The organism is Kribbella sp. NPDC050459, assembly GCF_040655315.1.
In the GTDB taxonomy this organism is placed as follows: domain Bacteria; phylum Actinomycetota; class Actinomycetes; order Propionibacteriales; family Kribbellaceae; genus Kribbella.
This window is the reverse complement of record NZ_JBFAJQ010000007.1, coordinates 107,245-123,892: the sequence shown is the minus strand read 5'-3', so window position 1 is coordinate 123,892 and position 16,648 is coordinate 107,245. Positions and strand designations below refer to the sequence as shown.

Genomic DNA, 16,648 nt, shown 5'->3' with positions numbered 1-16,648 from the left:
CAGCCTCCAGTATCCCAGGTCAGGACAATCATCGGGACGTCACCGGCACTGCGGCCGGCTGCCGGGCCAGGTCGGCGGCACCGATCAGGCCGGCGTCGTTGCCCAGCTCGGCGAGGGTGAAGGGTGCGTGCGGGCGGTTCGCCTTGGCGGGCAGCACCTTCTCGAACGCCTGCACCGCGGACTTCATGATCAGGTCCTTCGCCGCGCTCACACCGCCGCCGACCACGACGAGGCTGGGGTCGAAGATGGTCGCCAGACTGGCCACTCCCTCACCGAGCCAGCGGCCGAGGTCCTCGAGCAGCTCGACGGCGCACGGGTCGCCCTGCATCGCGGCGTCGGTGATCATCGGGCCGGTCAGCTCGGCCGGGTCGGTGATGCCGCACACGCTCAGCATCTGCACCGCCGCCAGCGAACCCGACTCGGCCTGGGCCCTGCCCTCGCGCACCAGCGCCTTGCCGGAGGCGTACTGCTCCAGGCAGCCGCGGGAACCGCAGCCGCACCGGTGTCCACCGGGGACGACGCGCATGTGGCCGAGCTCGGCCGCCACGCCGTTGGCGCCGCGGAGCAGCTCACCGTCGACCACGACGCCGCCGCCGATCCCGGTGCCGACTGTGATGCAGACCATGTGCTCGACGTCCTTGGCGGCGCCGAACGCGAACTCGCCCCAGGCGGCCGCGTTCGCGTCGTTCTCGACCACGACCGGGATGTTCAGCTCCGCGGCGACCCGCGCGCCGAGCGGCTCGTCGCGCCAGGCCAGGTTCGGCGCGAACAGCACCGTCGACCGGTCCGACGAGACGAATCCGGCGGCGCCGATCCCGACCGCCTCCACGGCGTGCGCCGCGATCAGCTCGGCGGCCGCGTCGCAGATCGCCGCCGCGGTCGCGTCGGTCGAGTCGGCCGGGGTATCGCGTTGCGTCCGCGCGATGATGGCGCCGGTCTCGTCGACCACGCCGGCGGCGATCTTCGTACCGCCGACATCGATGCCGATCGTCAGTCCCATGGTTCGGGGTCCTCACTCACGTCGATCCGGTCCACCCGGGACCGGGTCGCTTCTTGGGCCGGTTCCTCCTCCGCTGCGGAGGACCGCGACGCTGCGTCCTCCCGCGCCTGCCGGGCCGCGTCCGCGGCGGCCTCCAGCAGAGATCTCAACGAGCCCAGCACGTGCGCGGCGGCCGTCGACAGCTGCTCGACCGTCTCCGGGCTGGTGTTCCGCACCCGGTGGATCAGCTGACACACGGGGCACCACACACAGTCCGGCCCCAGCTTGTGCCCGTGCTCGTGCTCGGCGGCATTCTCGTCAGCGGGCGGGGCGTCCTTGGCGGCGTTCTGCAGGACGGCGAACAGCTTCGCCGCCTCCTCGGCGACCGAGCCGATAGGTTCTTTGCTCACCGTGCGGCCTCGTGGCGGCTCAGCTGCTCGTGGTACTCGGCTGTCAGGCCCTGGGCCAGCTCCTGGGCCGACTCCAGCGGACCGGATCCGCTCGGCATCTCGGGCGCGACCGGCCGGGCGGCCTCCCGCGGCGAGAACCGCACCTGCAGCCGGCCGTCGTCGAGGCGGGCGCCCGCGACCACGCCGCGCGCCAGGGCGGCCGGCAGCGGCAGCACCCGCCGGTACGACCCGACGGTGATGATCAGCTCGTCGCCGTGCCGCGCCAGCTCCAGCTCGTCGGCGGATGCCAACGGCAACGGCATCGTCAGCGTGTACGTCCGGCCGTCGGTGTCGATGTGCCGGTCCACCCACAGCGACGTGTCGGCGGTGGCCCGCGCGAACGGGTCGTCCCCGCCGTACATCTCGACCGCGAACGCGGCCAGCTCCTCGACGCCGACCGGCTCACAGACCCGGTACGGCGACTCCCAGATCGGCAGCGGGCGGAACGAGTCCGCGACCTCCTCGAGGATCCCGCGCTGCGCGGCGACCCACTGCCGGCGCCAACTGTCGGCGCCGGCGGCCGGGAAAACCCGGTTCGCCACGACACCGTCGACGCGGTACCCGTACAGCGACAGCCGGGTCAGGGAGCGCCGGGCCTCGGCGACCACGACCGCCTCGGGCGTCAGGACCAGCCGCACCGAGGCGTCCGGCCCGGCCAGCAGCGTGCGGATGTCCGACAGGTCGGCCTGCAGCCGCCGCAGCGCGTCGAAGACGGTGTCGTCCGGCACCGGGATGCTCGAGCCGCGGTTCAGGAACGGGCGGAAGGTGCGCATCATCTTTCGCTCGGCGTTGAAGATCCGCTCGAGGTACCAGTTCAGGGCCTCCGGCAACGCCAGCAGCCGCAGCGTCTCGGCGGTCGGCGCGCAGTCCACGACGATCACGTCCCAGCGGCCGGACCGGACGTGGTCGCGCACCTCGAGCAGCGCGAGCACCTCCGCGGCGCCGGGCAGCACGGTCAGCTCCTCGGCCTCGATCGGGTCCACCCCGACCGTGTGCAGCACCGACCGCAGGTAGCTCTGGATGTCGCCCCAGGACCGCTCGAACTTGCGCTGCGCGTCGATCTGCTGGACGAACAGCAGGTCGTCGATCTCGGTCGGCTCCGGCCCGACCTCGGAGTCGAACGCGTCCGACAGCGAGTGCGCGGCGTCCGTCGACAGCACCAGCGTGCGCAGCCCGCGCAGCGCCGCGAGCGTGGCCGTCCCGGCAGCGGAGGTCGTCTTCCCTACGCCGCCCTTACCTGTGTAGAGCAGAACCCGAGTCACTGGATCAGGACTCGACGCGCTTCTTGAGGCCCTTCAGGGCGGTGTCGATGATGACCTTCTCTGCCTTGCGTTTCAGCATCCCGATCATCGGGATCGCCACGTCGACAGCCAGCCGGTACGTCACTTCGGTCCCCTCCGCACCCAGATCGCGCAACACGTATGCGCCGTCCATCCCCTTGACCATCTTCGCCTCGACCAGCGTCCAGGTCACCTCGTTGCGGGACCAGACGTAGGCCAGCGTGTACTCGTCGGAGATCGCGCCGGCGTCCACCTTGAAGCGCACCTTGTTCGGCCGGCCGGCCTCGTCGGTGGACAGCACCTCGGTCTCCCGCATCGAGTCGGCCCATTCCGGGTACGCCGCGAAGTCCGCGATCACCGCCATGATCTCTTTGGGGGTCGCGTTCACCTGGATGGTCGAGGTGGTCTGTTCCGCCATCGATTCACCTCTTCGCCGGTCGGGTCTGGTGCGAGGGACCGGCCGGTGGGCCGATGTCCTCACCGGAGACTATCGCGGGATCGGCCCCGGGACGGCGTTCGCCCGCCGCGCGGCCCGCCTCGGCTTCGTCCTTGAACGCCCACAGCCGCTTCCGGTACGCCGCGACGTACCGCTCCTTCAAACGTTCGGCCGCGCGGCCGCGGACCGGTTTCGCGGGGTCGACCCGCAGGTACCAGTGCACGACGACCCCGTCGCGGACCGCCTCCAGCCACCACTCCGCCGTACCGGTCGCAGCGCCGGTGACGGCCCACCGGACACCCTCCAGGCCGCGCCGCTCGGACGGCGTCAGGGTCAGGTCCGGCCACCACTCGCGCCAGAGGGTGTCCGAACCGAGCCGCTCGGCGACGTAGGCTGGATCAGCAACGACCAGGTCGTCGCAACTGATGTCGAGCAACGGCATGGCTAGAAGCTAGTCCATAGTTCCGTGGGTCACATAAACCTGGCTACTTGTGGGTAGGTGACTGTAGCGTGCGCCGGAAGTCGACAATTCGTGACCGACTGAGGAGACGCGGATGCGTGAGTACACCGTTCCTGCTGTGACAGAAGCGCCCACCGGGAGCCTGAGCGACCCGGTGTGGGCGAACGCGTCCTCGCATCCCGACACCGCCGTGTTCAGCCGCCGCACCGGCACGACCTGGACCGACATCACCGCGGCCGAGTTCGCGCGGCAGGTGACGAGTGTCGCGAAGGGCCTGATCGCGGCCGGCGTGAAGCACGGCGAGCGGGTCGCCCTGCTCAGCCCGACGCGGTACGAGTGGACGCTGGTCGACTACGCGATCTGGAGCATCGGCGCGGTCACCGTGCCGATCTACGAGACCTCGTCGCCGTCGCAGGTCCAGTGGATCCTGACTGACTCCGAGGCCGTCGTCGCCGTCGTCGAGAACGCGACCCACGGCGCTGTGGTCGAGTCCGCCCGGGCCGAGGCGCCGGCGCTGCAGGAGGTCTGGCAGATCGAGGCCGGCGCCGTCGACCAGCTCACCGCGCTCGGCCAGGAGATCTCCGACGCCGAGTTCGACAAGCGCCGCTCCGCAGTCACGCCGGACGACCTGGCCACGCTGATCTACACCTCCGGGACGACGGGCCGCCCGAAAGGCTGCAAGATCAGCCACTCGAACTTCATGGACGAGCTCAACCCGGCGGTGAAGATCCTCGACAACCTGTTCGACACCACCGGCGCGAGCACGCTGCTGTTCCTGCCGCTGGCGCACGTGTTCGCCCGGATCATCCAGGTCGGCTGCGTGATGAAGCGGGTCAAGCTCGGGCACAGCGCCGACGTGAAGAACCTCGTCGACGATCTGGGCGCGTTCCGGCCGACGTTCATCCTGAGCGTGCCGCGGGTGTTCGAGAAGGTGTTCAACTCGGCCAGCCAGAAGGCGCACGCCGACGGCAAGGGCAAGATCTTCGACGCCGCCGCGGAGACCGCGATCGCGTACTCGCAGGCCCAGGACAAGGGCGGCGCGTCGTTCGGCCTGAAGGCCAAGCACCTGCTCTTCGACCGGCTCGTCTTCGGCAAGCTGCGGGCGGTGCTCGGCGGCCAGGTGCAGTACGCCGTCTCCGGCGGCGCCCCGCTCGGCGACCGGCTCGGCCACTTCTTCCGCGGCATCGGCGTACCGGTCCTGGAGGGCTACGGCCTCACCGAGACCACCGCTGCGGTGTCGGTGAACCTGCCCGACGACATCCGGATCGGCACCGTCGGCCGCCCACTGCCCGGCGTGACCGTGGCCGTCGCGGACGACGGCGAGCTGCTCTTCAAGGGCGGCCAGGTGATGCAGGGGTACTGGAAGAACGACGAGGCGACCGCGGCCGCGATCGACGCGGACGGCTGGTTCCACACCGGCGACCTCGGCGAGTTCGACGTCGACGGGTTCATCAAGATCACCGGCCGGAAGAAGGAGATCCTGGTGACGGCCGGCGGCAAGAACGTCGCGCCGACGCTGCTCGAGGACCAGATCCGGCTGCACCCGCTGGTCAGCCAGTGCATGGTGGTCGGCGACGGCAAGCCGTTCATCGCCGCGCTGATCACGATCGACCCGGAGACCATCGTGCCGTGGGCGACCGAGCGCGGGAAGCCGACCGACCCGGCCGAGCTGACCCGGGACGCCGAGCTGATCGCCGAGGTGCAGAAGGCGATCGACGACGCGAACGCCTCGGTCTCGCACGCGGAGGCGATCAAGAAGTTCTCGATCCTGCCGATCGACTGGACTCAGGAGTCCGGCGAACTGTCGCTGAAGCTGTCGCTGCGCCGCCACATCGTGATGGAGAAGTACGGCACGGACGTCGAGGCCCTCTACGCGAAGTAGGTAAGCGCGGCAGGAACTATCAAGGAGGCAGGAGCGGCTGAACCGAGGCTGTTACCCGTACGCCTCAGCACCACCTGCCGCCGCGATTAGCCCAGCCCCGCCCTCGTCGACAGCCCAGGTCCGCGTTGGCGGCAGCCTCGTTCCGCCTTGTGACCACGAGCGGGGACGACGGCCTCGACACACGCAGGTGCGTGTGTGACCGGTAAGGGACGACGCGCGAGGCGGACCCGTTCGCGGGCGCGCAGGTCGGGCGACAGGACGAACCTCCCGCTGCCCGGGGCGGCTGGAGGATTCCGTTCGGCGTAGTGGCCGGCGCGTCGCTCAAGCTGCGGGCCGTGTCCTGACCCGCCGCTGCAGCACAACAACCACCTGCCCGCAGGCTCGCGGGTAGGAGGTTGTTGTGCTGTCCGGCTTGCACCGGTCTCACCCGGCAGCTGCGAAGGCGGCCGCTTGCTGCAGGGCAGCCGCGTCGGCCCGCCATCGCGACCGGTCGGCGATGGTCTCCTCGCTGTCAGATAGCTGGACGTCCGGCGGTGCCTCAGATCCGGGCTGGACCTCCGGCGATGCCGCACGCCGTGGCTCGACGTCCGGCGGCGCCGTACGCCGTGGCTGGGCGTGCGGTGGTGGTGCCGTGCGTCGGGCTGTGGCGGGGGTGGGTGCGGGTTCGGCCCAGCTGGGGCGGGCGACGTGGACGACGCCGTCGAGGATGGTGATATGCCAGCGGCCCCTGTGCAGGTCGGTGTGATGGCGACGGCACAGCAGAGCCAGGTTCGAGACTTTGGTGTCGCCGCCGTCGATCCAGGAGACCAGGTGATGGGCGTCGCACATGATCGGCGGCGCCCCACACACCACACAGCCCCGGTCGCGGGCGTCCAGGGCGCGCCGTATCGGCTTGGTGACCAGCCGCACGCGGCGCCCGACATCGAGCGGTTCCGAATTCGAGCCCAGCACCAACGGGATGATGTTCGCGTCACAGGCCAGCCGCCGGATCGTCGCGGCCGACAGCCCGCCGCTGTAGACGGTGCGCCCGATCGCGTCCGCGGTGGCGGCTTTGAGGTCGTCGAGGTCGATCGTGACCGTGATGTTCGCCTTCGCGCCGTATCCGGCCACCCGACCATCCGTGCCCGCGGTGCCTGCCATGTCCCCTGTACCCGCGGTGCTCGCGGCGCCCTCGGTGCCCGTGGCGGGGCCGGCTGTGGGGGCGGTGGTGTCCCACACGGCGGCGGCGATGCTCAGGGCGCCGGACAGGGCGTCGGCCTGGCGCTTGTCGCGCGGGCGCGGGTCGTGTTCGCCGTCGACGGTCTTGTGCGGGCGAGCGCCGGCGTGGACGACGGCGCGCAGGAGTTCGGCGTTCTCGTTGGCCAGGAAGCCCTTGAACTTCACGCCGTTGTCGGCAGCCGAGAGCGTCAGGGACTCGCGTTCATACGCCTTCAGTTCTTCGGGTTCGGGGCCGTCGGAGTCCAGCAGGTCGGCGATCTCCTTGGCGGCGGTGCGCAGTTCGCCGGGCGACAGGTGACCGGCCAGCCCGACCAACTGTTCCGCAGCCGCGTCCAGATGCTCCACCGGGACCCGTGACCGGACCCGGTCGAGACCGAACACGATCGCGGCCGCTTGCGCCGGCCGCAGCAACCAGCCACTGTCAGCACCGTCCCCAGATCCGCTGTCGTCGGATCGGTTGTCGTCGGCTGCGGAGGAGGCAGTGCGCTCGAGGGCGGTCGCCACGGCCGGGTAGTGCGGGGCGGTCTGGGCGAGGCGGAGGGTGCGGCGGGCGGCCGGGGGGTCCAGGCGGTACCGGAAGCGCAGCAGTTCGGCGGTGTCGCGGGCGCCGAGCTCTTCGGCGTACCCGGTGGACTCGATCGCGGCGACCACGCTCAGCCGGTAGGCCTCCAGGCGGGCGAGCTCGGCCTCCAGCGTGTCGAGGGTGGACAGCAGTTCGCTGCCACTCATCGACCACGCCGGCCGTTCGCCTAGAAGTTCCATGGCATCGACTTTAGACGGTCCCACCGACAGTTTCCGAGCCGGAATCCCCTTATTTTGTGGGCTATTCGTGGGCTGCCTGTGGGCCCACACCAGCAAACACCCCAGCCCATCCAGGGTTGCTTCATGAACCAATTGATGACCCGTCGAACCCAGCCATACACCTCAAACTGGATGCACGGCCTCCGCCGCCAGGTGCGCCGCTCTCCGACCGCTGCAGCTGCCACCCGCTGCGCACGGGATCTCGGATGTGACAGTCGATCTGCTCGCGCTTTCTGCCCCGGCAACTGGCGTGCACATCGCGGGGAAGGTGTCGTCGAGCAGTGTGGCGAACTTGATGTTCCGGTCTTGCCGAGCTCTTGCTGGAGCAGGTCGGGCGGCTATCCGCGGTGTTGCTGGCCAGCAACACCGTTCTCATGGTCTTGCCAGGTACCGATGTCTCCCGGCCCGCGCGCCGCGGGGCGGCCAGGCAAACCGCACCTAAGTGCCGAGGCGACCACGCGCCAAGCCACTCTATTTTTCTTCTCTGTTCTCTGTGGAGAGCTGGGTGTCTGGTTGGTCCCGCATGCAGCTTCAGTTGTCGATCCACAGCGTCTGCCGGTGGAGACGTGTGTGCGCCCGGGACCCTCGCCAAGTGGTTCCCGCCATCAGCCGGATGGCTGATGGCGGGAGTATCCCGTTGGGCGATGTGAGCGGTGTACTCCGTCCGCGAAGCTCGATGCATGACCAGTGCTTCCCCGATCGTCGAAGTCAGTGAGCTGCGCAAGGTGTACGGCGGGCGCACCGTCGTCGATGGGGTGTCGTTCGGTGTCGACGAGGGCGAGATCTTCGGCATCCTCGGGCCGAACGGCGCCGGCAAGACCACGACCGTCGAGTGCGTCGAGGGGCTGCGGGTCCCTGACGGCGGGCAGATCCGGATCGCGGGGCTCGACCCGGTCGCCGACCACGCTGCCGTCACCCAGGTGCTCGGCGCGCAACTGCAGGAGAGCGAGCTGCAGGCCAAGCTCACGGTCCGCGAGGCCCTCGAGCTGTACGCCGCGCTGTACCCGCGCCCAGCCGACTGGCGCCCGCTCGCCGAGCGCCTCGGCCTGGCGAGCCTGCTGAGCACCCGGTTCGGTGTGCTCAGTGGTGGCCAGAAGCAACGACTGTTCATCGCGCTCGCGCTGATCGGGAATCCGCGCGTCGTCGTGCTGGACGAGCTGACCACCGGGCTCGATCCGCGCGCCCGCCGGGAGACGTGGGAGATCGTCGAGGACGTCCGCGAGCGTGGCGTCACGGTCCTGCTGGTCACGCACTTCATGGAGGAGGCCCAGCGCCTCTGCGACCGGATCGCGCTGATCGACAAGGGCCGGATCACCGCGCTCGACACCCCGCAGGGACTGATCAGCCGGACGGCGGGGGCCACGATCATCTCGTTCACGCCGTCGGCGCCGCTCGACGACGAGGATCTCACCGCGCTGCCCGCGGTCGCGAGCATCGAGCACAAGGACGCCCGCATCACCCTCGCCGGCTCCGACGAGACCGTGACCGCGCTGCTGTCCCTGCTCGCCCGCCGCCGCATCACCGCCCACCAGCTCCGCGTCACCGACGCGACGCTCGACGACGCCTTCCTCGACCTGACAGGAGCCCCCCGGTGACCACTAGCACAATCGCCCCGGTCCGCCGTCCGTCGCCACGGACCGCCGTACTGCGGGCCGAGGCGCGGCTGTTCCGCCGGGAGGCCGGCGCGCTGTTCTGGACACTCGGCTTCCCGCCGCTGCTGCTGGTGATCCTCGGGTCGATCCGCAGCTTCCGGAGGTTCGACCCCGGTCTCGGGATGCGGGTCATCGACGTGTATGTGCCGACCCTCGTCCTGGTCGCGCTGATCGTCACCGGCCTGCAGGCGATGCCGCCGGTGCTCACCGGCTACCGCGAACGCGGCATCCTGCGCCGGATGTCCTTGACGCCGGTCCGCCCGTCCGAGCTGCTGATCGCGCAGATGGGGCTGAACGGCGCGGCGGGTGTGCTGTCGGCGTTGGTCTGCCTGACGATCGGCCGGCTGGCGTTCGACGTCCAGCTGCCGAAGCAGACCTTCGGGTATGCGCTGGCGTTCCTGCTCACCGTCACCACCGCGCTGGCGCTCGGCGCGTTGATCTCGGCGCTCGCTCCGACCGCGCGGCTCGCGACCGGTATCGGCACGTTGGTGTTCTTCCCGAGCCTCTTCTCCGCGGGTCTGTGGGCCCCGGTCCAGTCGATGCCACACACGTTGCGCGAGATCGTCGTCCTGCTGCCGTTCGGTGCCGCGTCCCAGGCGCTCGAGCAGGCCGCGGCCGGGCACTGGCCGGACTGGTCCCACCTGGGCGTGCTGATCGTGTGGGCGGCGGTCCTGTCCGCGGCGGCCGTCCGCTGGTTCCGCTGGGAGTAGGGCCCGGGTCGTGCACACTGGATCCGTGACAACGACGGACAGCGACCTCGACCGGCACGAGGCGGCGTTCCACCGTTGGGCTCCGTACTTCCTGCTCGGCCTCAGCTTCCTGCTGGCGCTGGCGACGGCGGGCGAGATCATGCCGTCGGGCCGGGACCAGATCGCGGCGTACGCGCTGGTCGGCGCCGCGCTGGTCCTGCAGTTGTGGTGGAGCTGGAGCCACCGCCTGCACCGCGGCCCGAATGCCGTGTCCGTGACGTACTACGTGCTCCGCTGGGCGATCGCCGCCGCGTTGACGACCCTGAGCGGCTTCTTCGCGTTCTACGTGGCGGCGGGCTACTACGACACGACGAAGTGATCCCGGGCCGGAGGCGGAAACGGCTCGCACTGTTCGTCACCACGATCCCGATCGCCAGTGCGCAGACCGGGCGCTTCCCGCCGGAAGGACGCACGGGCTGGCTCGCCTTCGCCGGCCTGCTGGTCGCGAACAACGCGCTGCTCACCGTCGTGAAGCACTTCGCCGACCGCCAGGAGGCGCGGTCCCGGGCCCGCGCCGACACGATCGAGCAGCTCCAGCAGGCGCATGAGGAGAACGCCGCGCTGCAGGCCCAGCTGCTCGTCCAGGCCCGCGAGGCGGGGATCGCCGACGAGCGCCGGCGGCTGGCCGCGGAGATCCACGACACCATCGCGCAGGGCCTGACCGGCATCATCGCCCAGCTCCAGGTGGTCGCGAACACCACCGATCCGGCCACCGTCACCGAGCACGTCGGCCGCGCGACCGAGCTGGCCCGGCACAGCCTCGGCGAGGCCCGTCGTTCGGTGCAGAACCTGGCGCCCGCCGGCCTGTCGTACGACGGTCTCCCCGAGGCGCTCCGCAAGGCGGTCGACCAGTGGGCCGAGCGGACCGGCGTACCTGCGGAGCTCACGGTGACCGGTGCGGCGCAGCATCTGCACGGGGAGGTCTCCGCGACCATCCTGCGCATCACCCAGGAAGCCCTCGCGAACGTGGCCAAGCACGCCGCCGCGCTCCGCGTCGGGGTCACGCTCAGTTTCATGGACAACGAGGTGACAGTGGACATTCGTGACGACGGCAACGGATTCGACCCGCTGGCGCTGACCCCCCGGACGGGCACCGGCGGCTTCGGCCTCGACGGCATGCGGGCCCGCGCTGAACGCATCGCGGGCTCGCTGACGGTCGAGTCCGAGCCCGGCTTCGGTACGGCGGTCTCGGCGCGTCTCCCGCTGGTGCTCCATGGCTGACATCTCGCTGCTCCTCGTCGACGACCACCCCGTCGTGCGAAACGGGCTGCGCGGCATGTTCGAGTCGGCGCCCGGCTTCACCGTGCTCGCCGAGGCCGCCAACGGCGTCGAGGCGGTCGACCTGGCCGCGGAGCTGGACCCGGACGTCGTCCTGATGGACCTGCGGATGCCGGGCGGCAGTGGGCTCGACGCGATCACCGAGCTGACCCGCCGCGGCATCCGCGCCAAGGTGCTCGTCCTGACGACCTGGGACACCGACACCGACACGCTGCCCGCGATCGAGGCCGGCGCGACCGGGTACCTGCTCAAGGACGCGCCGCAGGACGAGCTGTTCAACGCCGTGCGACAGGCCGCGGCCGGTCGCACGGTGCTCTCCCCCGCCGTCGCCTCCCGGCTGGTCTCGGCCGTCCGGTCGCCGGCGCCGAGCCCGCTGGCCGCCCGTGAACGGCAGGTCCTGGAGCTGGTCGCGAAGGGCACGTCGAACCGCGACATCGCGCGCGAACTGTTCATCAGCGAGGCCACGGTCAAGACCCACCTCAGCCACGTCTTCACCAAACTCGGGGTCGCCGACCGCGCCGCGGCCGTGGCCAAGGGCTACGAACAAGGCATTCTCGGTCGCGACTGAGAATGCGCCGAAGTCTGGCCCGGGAAGGAATCTGGGCTTAACCTCGGGCACAGGCAGGCGCCGCGGGGGTGCCGGCCGTACGCCGGTCCCGGGGGGGTTCGGTCACAGGGGTGAGGGCCTGATTCGTTCGTCGGGGGTCTCCTGACGCTGCCTCCTGCCGTGACGGCGTTCTTCCGTCTCACTGGAGGCCCACGTATGAGGTCACCGTTCCACCGACGAAGTCCGCGAACTGTCATGGCCGGAGTGTCCGCCGGTCTGCTCGTCGCCGCCTTGCTGCCCGCGATGACCGCGGCGGCCGACCCGTCCCCGACCGCGCCGAACGGCCGGCCCTGGAAGGCCACGCCGCTGACCGTCGCGAGCATCGTCAACGGCGCGAAGTCGCCCAGCGGGCAGCTCGCGAAGAGCGATCCCGCGCTGGTGAACAGCACGTCCGCCAAGCAGGTCCGCGTGGTCGTCAAGCTCGACTACGACTCGCTGGCGGCGTACCGCGGCGGGATCAAGGGCCTGCCCGGCACCAGCCCGTCGGTCACCGGCAAGCGCCTCGACGTGAAGAGCGCGAACGCGACCAAGTACCTGAAGCACGTGTCCACGATGGAGAACGACTTCCTCGCCGCGATGCAGACACGGGTGCCGACCGCGAAGGCCGGCCAGCGGCTGCGCACGGTGTACGGCGGGATGTCGGTCAGCGTGCCGGCGAACCGGGCCCGCGACCTGCTGAAGCTGCCCGGCGTGGCCGCGGTCCAGCAGGACAACCCGCAGGAGATGCTCACCGACTCCAGCGGCTCGTTCATCGGCGCCCCGACGATCTACAACCAGCTCGGCGGCTCGGCCAACTCCGGCAAGGGCATCATCGTCGGCGTCCTGGACAGTGGCGCCTGGCCGGAACACCCGTCGTTCGCCGACCCGGGCACCCTGCCCGCGCCGCCGCCGAAGGCCGACGGCACGCCCCGCACCTGCAACTTCGGGGACAACCCGCTGACGCCCGCGACCGACGTGTTCGTCTGCAACAACAAGCTGATCGGCGGCCGGCCGTTCCTCGACACCTACAACGCGGTGATCGGCGGGGACGTCTATCCCAGCAGCGCGCGTGACTCCAACGGCCACGGCACGCACACGGCCTCGACGTCGGCCGGCGGCCCCGTCGCGAACGCCAACCCGCTTGGGATCGACCGCGGCGCACTCGCCGGCATCGCACCGGCCGCGGCCGTGTCGGTCTACAAGGTCTGCGGCGCCGAGGGCTGCTTCCCGTCCGACTCCGTGCAGGCCGTCGCCCAGGCGATCCTGGACGGCGTCCGGGTGATCAACTTCTCGATCTCCGGCGGCAGCGACCCGTACAGCGACCCGGTCGAACTCGCGTTCCTGGACGCGTACGCGGCCGGCGTCTTCGTCTCCGCATCAGCCGGCAACTCCGGTCCGGGCGCGAACACCACCGACCACCGCGGCCCGTGGGTCACCACGGTCGCGGCGTCGACGCAAAGCCGCACGTTCCGCTCGACCGTCACGCTGACGGGCGGCGGCGCGACCGCCACGGTGTCCGGCGCGTCGATCACGTCCGGCGTCAGCACGCCGGCACCGGTCGTCCTCGCGTCCGCTCCGCCGTACAACGACGCGCTGTGCACCACTCCGGCTCCGCCGGGCCTGTTCTCCGGCAAGATCGTTGTCTGCGAGCGCGGCCCGAACCGGGTCCTCAAGGGCTTCAACGTCAGGCAAGGCGGCGCCGTCGGCATGCTGCTGTACAACTCGTTCCCGTTCGATGTGTTCACCGACAACCACTGGCTGCCGACCGTCGCGCTCGAGAAGCCGGACGGCGACGCGCTGCTGGCGTTCCTCGGGGCGCACCCGGGCAGCACGGCGTCGTTCACCCAAGGCGCCAAGACCGCCTGGCAGGGCGACGTGATGACGTACTTCTCGTCGCGCGGCCCCGGCGGCGACTTCCTCAAGCCCGACGTCACCGCGCCGGGTCTGCACATCATGGCCGGCCAGACACCGACTCCCGAGTCCCCGGCCGAAGGCCCGCCCGGCAACCTGTACCAGGTGATCGCCGGTACGTCGATGTCGTCACCGCACGTCGCCGGTTCCGCCGCACTGGTCCTCGCCCTGCACCCGTCGTGGACGCCCGGCCAGGTCAAGTCGGCGCTGGAGACCACGGCGAAGACGTCGGTCACCAAGCCGGACCGCACCACCCCGGCCGACCCGTTCGACTACGGCGGCGGGCGGATCGACCTCACCAAGGCCGGCGACCCCGGTCTGACGCTGAACGAGACCGCGGCGAACTATGCGCTCTCGGCCACCGACCCGCTGAACCGGATCGATCTCAACCTGCCGTCGGTGAACGCGCCGACGATGCCGGGGCTGATCACCGCCACGCGGACGGTCACCAACGTGACCAACCAGACGCTGACCTTCTCCGCCGGTGGTACGACGGTCAACGGTGCGAACATCAGCGTCCTGCCGCCGGCGTTCCAGGTGAAGCCGGGCAAGTCGCAGAAGCTGACGATCGCCATCACCGCGCCCGACGTACCCGACGGGCAGTACTTCGGTCAGGTCAACCTGAAGCAGGTCGGCGGCAGCCGTCAGCTGCACCTGCCGGTGGCGTTCTTCCGCCAGGAGGGCATCGTGCCGGTCGACCAGACCTGTACGCCGTCCACCATCGCGCGGAACACCGGGCGGTCGACGTGCACGGTCACCGTGCAGAACAACAGCCTGAAGAGCACCGACGTGACGGCGGTCAGCACGCTGAGTTCGCAACTGCGGCTGAACAGCGTCACCGGCGCGACCCAGGTCGGCACGCAGATCGCGACGAAGACCGCGACCCTGGCCGGGCGCCAGCCCGACAGTCCGGCCATCGCGCCCGGGTCCTTGTTCGGTTACATCCCACTCGACGCGTTCGGAACCGCGCCGACTCCGATCGGCGACGAACAGGCAGTGAACTTCAACGTCCCGGCGTTCGTGTACGCCGGCCAGACGTACACGAAGATCGGCGTCACCTCGAACGGCTATTCGGTCGTCGGCGGTACGTCGACCGGTGACGACGTCCAGTTCGTCCCGCAGACGCTGCCCGACCCGGCCCGGCCGAACAACGTGCTCGCGTCGTTCTGGACCGACCTCGACGGCACCGGAGCGCCAGGCGTCTACGCCACCGTCCTGACCGACGGGGTGAGCAGCTGGATCGTCCTCGAATGGCGGGTCAACCTGTTCGGCACCTCGAGTACCAAGGTGTTCCAGCAGTGGATCGGCATCAACGGCACCGAGGACATCACGTACGCCTACGACCCGGGCAACCTGCCGGGTGATCCCGGTCCGGCGTACGGGCTGACGGTCGGTGCGGAGAACTTCGAGGGCACGGCCGGCGGCCAGATCTCCGGTCCGCCGGTGACCGACTACCGGATCACGAGTACGCCGGGTGCGCCCGGCGGGTCGATGACGTACTCGATGAACATCAAGGGTGTGCAGAAGGGGACCGGCACGGTGACGACCGGCACCTCGACGCCACTCGTCAAGGGCGTCACGATCGAGGTCGACAAGATCATCGTCAACTGATCGTGAAGCGTCCGGGCCGGGCCGCACAGGTCCGGCCCGGGCGCTCCCGCCCGCGCGGGTTAGCCGTCGGGTACCGGTACGCATGAACAAACCCCGCGCGATCAGGTCCGCTCGCCGCCCGGCAGAGGTGAGCGGACCGTTTGTCTGCAGCTGGAGCTCTGTCGGCGACTGTGCGGTGGTCCGGGTGGCGGGCAGGGTCGACGTCTGCACCGTGACCACGTTCGCCGACGAGCTGCGGCACGTGATCACCACCAAGCTGCCGCGGCTCGTGGTCGACCTGCGGCGCGTCACCGCGATGGAGGCGAGCGCCCTCGAGGTCCTCGCCGACGCCCACGAACTGGCGGTCCGGCACGGCGGCTGGCTCCGGACGTCCGGCGCCGGCCAGTGGTTCGCCGACCTGACCCGGGCCGCCACCGCGGCCCGTCCCCTCGAGCACTTCCCGACCCTCGCGGACGCGCTGCCGTCGTACCGCCCGGCGATCGGCGGGATCACTTCCCGCCCGTGAACGTGATGCCGTTCGTGATCTGTTTCTGAGCGACGAAGAAGATCAGCAGGCAGGGCGCCGTGATCAGCACGGATGTTGCCATTAGCAACGGGGTGTCGGTGCCGTTGACGGACTGGAATCCGGCCAGGGCCAGCGGCAGGGTCTTCCAGTGGTCGGAGTTGATGTAGATCGCCGGGCCGAGGAAGTTGTTCCAGTAGCCCATGAACAGCAGGATCGACACCGCGACGACGGCCGGCCGCGCGAGCGGCAGGTAGACGAGCAGGAACATCTTGAACCAGCCGCAGCCGTCGACGACCGCGGCGTCGGCCAGTTCGGCCGGCATCCGGGCGAAGAACTGCCGGAACAGGAAGATGTAGAACGGCGACCCGAAGAACGCCGGCAGGATCAGCGGGTAGAGCGTGTCGACCATGCCGAAGTTGTTGAACAGCATGAACTGCGGCACCATCGTCACCTCCCCCGGCAGCAGCATGGTCGCCAGGACGACGGCGAACAGCACCCCGGCGAACCGCACCCGCAGCCGCGCGAACGCGAACCCGGCGAGCGAGCAGGAGAACACCGTGCCCACGATCGGGATCAGCGTGGTCAGCACCGAGTTCAGCGTGTACCGCCAGAACGGGAACGACGTGACCGCCCGCCGGTAGTTGTCCCACAGGAACTCGTGCGGTACGACGCTCGCGCCCGAGCTGCCGACGCCGGCGAGCGATCGCAACGAGGTCGCGATCATCCACAGGAACGGGTACACGAACACGAGCGAGCCGAGCACGAGGACGATGTACAGGGCGATCGTCGTGCCCAGGTTGCGGCGCCAGAACGGCCGGTCCGCGCGCAGTGCCAGAGTTTCTGCCATGGCG

General features: G+C 70.2%; 15 protein-coding genes. 8 read left to right on the top strand and 7 right to left on the bottom strand.

Annotated features, from left to right (window positions below):
• Positions 1–28: 28 nt before the first annotated feature.
• From AB0I12_RS23410 to AB0I12_RS23390, 5 genes are read right to left on the bottom strand one after another with little or no spacing between them, the layout of a single operon-like run.
• Entirely contained in the window at positions 29–1,000 is a 972-nt protein-coding gene (locus tag AB0I12_RS23410) for an ROK family glucokinase (protein WP_359933322.1), read from the bottom strand.
• Entirely contained in the window at positions 991–1,389 is a 399-nt protein-coding gene (locus AB0I12_RS23405; RefSeq protein ID WP_359933320.1) for a hypothetical protein, read from the bottom strand. The genes AB0I12_RS23410 and AB0I12_RS23405 overlap by 10 nt, the downstream gene beginning before the upstream one ends.
• Positions 1,386–2,690, bottom strand: coding sequence for an ArsA family ATPase (locus AB0I12_RS23400; RefSeq protein ID WP_359933318.1), 1,305 nt, complete (start codon positions 2,688–2,690; stop codon positions 1,386–1,388). Before AB0I12_RS23400 ends, AB0I12_RS23405 begins: the two co-directional genes overlap by 4 nt.
• Positions 2,691–2,694: 4 nt before the next feature.
• Positions 2,695–3,126, bottom strand: a complete 432-nt coding sequence (locus AB0I12_RS23395) for an SRPBCC family protein (RefSeq protein WP_131462701.1) — start codon at positions 3,124–3,126, stop codon at positions 2,695–2,697.
• A gap of 4 nt (positions 3,127–3,130) precedes the next feature.
• Positions 3,131–3,586, bottom strand: a complete 456-nt coding sequence (locus AB0I12_RS23390) for a hypothetical protein (protein WP_359933316.1) — start codon at positions 3,584–3,586, stop codon at positions 3,131–3,133.
• A gap of 112 nt (positions 3,587–3,698) precedes the next feature.
• On the opposite strand from AB0I12_RS23390, the gene AB0I12_RS23385 reads away from it, so the two are divergent.
• A complete protein-coding gene (locus tag AB0I12_RS23385; protein ID WP_359933314.1) occupies positions 3,699–5,486 on the top strand; it encodes an AMP-dependent synthetase/ligase in 1,788 nt (595 codons plus the stop codon).
• 423 nt (positions 5,487–5,909) lie between these two features.
• Here AB0I12_RS23385 and AB0I12_RS23380 read toward each other — a convergent pair whose 3' ends face one another.
• Entirely contained in the window at positions 5,910–7,466 is a 1,557-nt protein-coding gene (locus AB0I12_RS23380) for a DUF222 domain-containing protein (RefSeq protein WP_359933312.1), read from the bottom strand.
• 719 nt (positions 7,467–8,185) lie between these two features.
• Here AB0I12_RS23380 and AB0I12_RS23375 point away from each other — a divergent pair.
• The 7 genes from AB0I12_RS23375 to AB0I12_RS23345 all read left to right on the top strand — a co-directional run bounded on the left by AB0I12_RS23375 (position 8,186) and on the right by AB0I12_RS23345 (position 15,797).
• Positions 8,186–9,100 carry an ABC transporter ATP-binding protein gene (locus AB0I12_RS23375; RefSeq protein ID WP_359933310.1) on the top strand — a complete coding sequence of 305 codons (915 nt, stop codon included), beginning with the start codon at positions 8,186–8,188 and terminating at the stop codon, positions 9,098–9,100.
• Entirely contained in the window at positions 9,097–9,867 is a 771-nt protein-coding gene (locus tag AB0I12_RS23370) for an ABC transporter permease (RefSeq protein ID WP_359933308.1), read from the top strand. Before AB0I12_RS23375 ends, AB0I12_RS23370 begins: the two co-directional genes overlap by 4 nt.
• Positions 9,868–9,892: 25 nt before the next feature.
• The gene (locus AB0I12_RS23365; RefSeq protein ID WP_359933306.1) at positions 9,893–10,225 is read left to right on the top strand and encodes a hypothetical protein; all 333 of its coding nucleotides are present in this window, start codon (positions 9,893–9,895) and stop codon (positions 10,223–10,225) included.
• Positions 10,222–11,127, top strand: coding sequence for a sensor histidine kinase (locus AB0I12_RS23360; RefSeq protein ID WP_359933304.1), 906 nt, complete (start codon positions 10,222–10,224; stop codon positions 11,125–11,127). The genes AB0I12_RS23365 and AB0I12_RS23360 overlap by 4 nt, the downstream gene beginning before the upstream one ends.
• Positions 11,120–11,752 carry a response regulator transcription factor gene (locus tag AB0I12_RS23355; RefSeq protein ID WP_359933302.1) on the top strand — a complete coding sequence of 211 codons (633 nt, stop codon included), beginning with the start codon at positions 11,120–11,122 and terminating at the stop codon, positions 11,750–11,752. Before AB0I12_RS23360 ends, AB0I12_RS23355 begins: the two co-directional genes overlap by 8 nt.
• Positions 11,753–11,986: 234 nt before the next feature.
• Entirely contained in the window at positions 11,987–15,292 is a 3,306-nt protein-coding gene (locus AB0I12_RS23350; protein WP_359933300.1) for a S8 family serine peptidase, read from the top strand.
• An 82-nt stretch (positions 15,293–15,374) separates the two neighbouring features.
• Positions 15,375–15,797 (top strand): STAS domain-containing protein, encoded by a 423-nt coding sequence (locus tag AB0I12_RS23345; protein ID WP_359933298.1) that lies wholly within the window; start codon positions 15,375–15,377, stop codon positions 15,795–15,797.
• Here AB0I12_RS23345 and AB0I12_RS23340 read toward each other — a convergent pair.
• Positions 15,781–16,644, bottom strand: coding sequence for a carbohydrate ABC transporter permease (locus AB0I12_RS23340; protein ID WP_359933296.1), 864 nt, complete (start codon positions 16,642–16,644; stop codon positions 15,781–15,783). The two genes, AB0I12_RS23345 and AB0I12_RS23340, sit on opposite strands and share 17 nt — an antisense overlap.
• Positions 16,645–16,648: the final 4 nt, after the last annotated feature.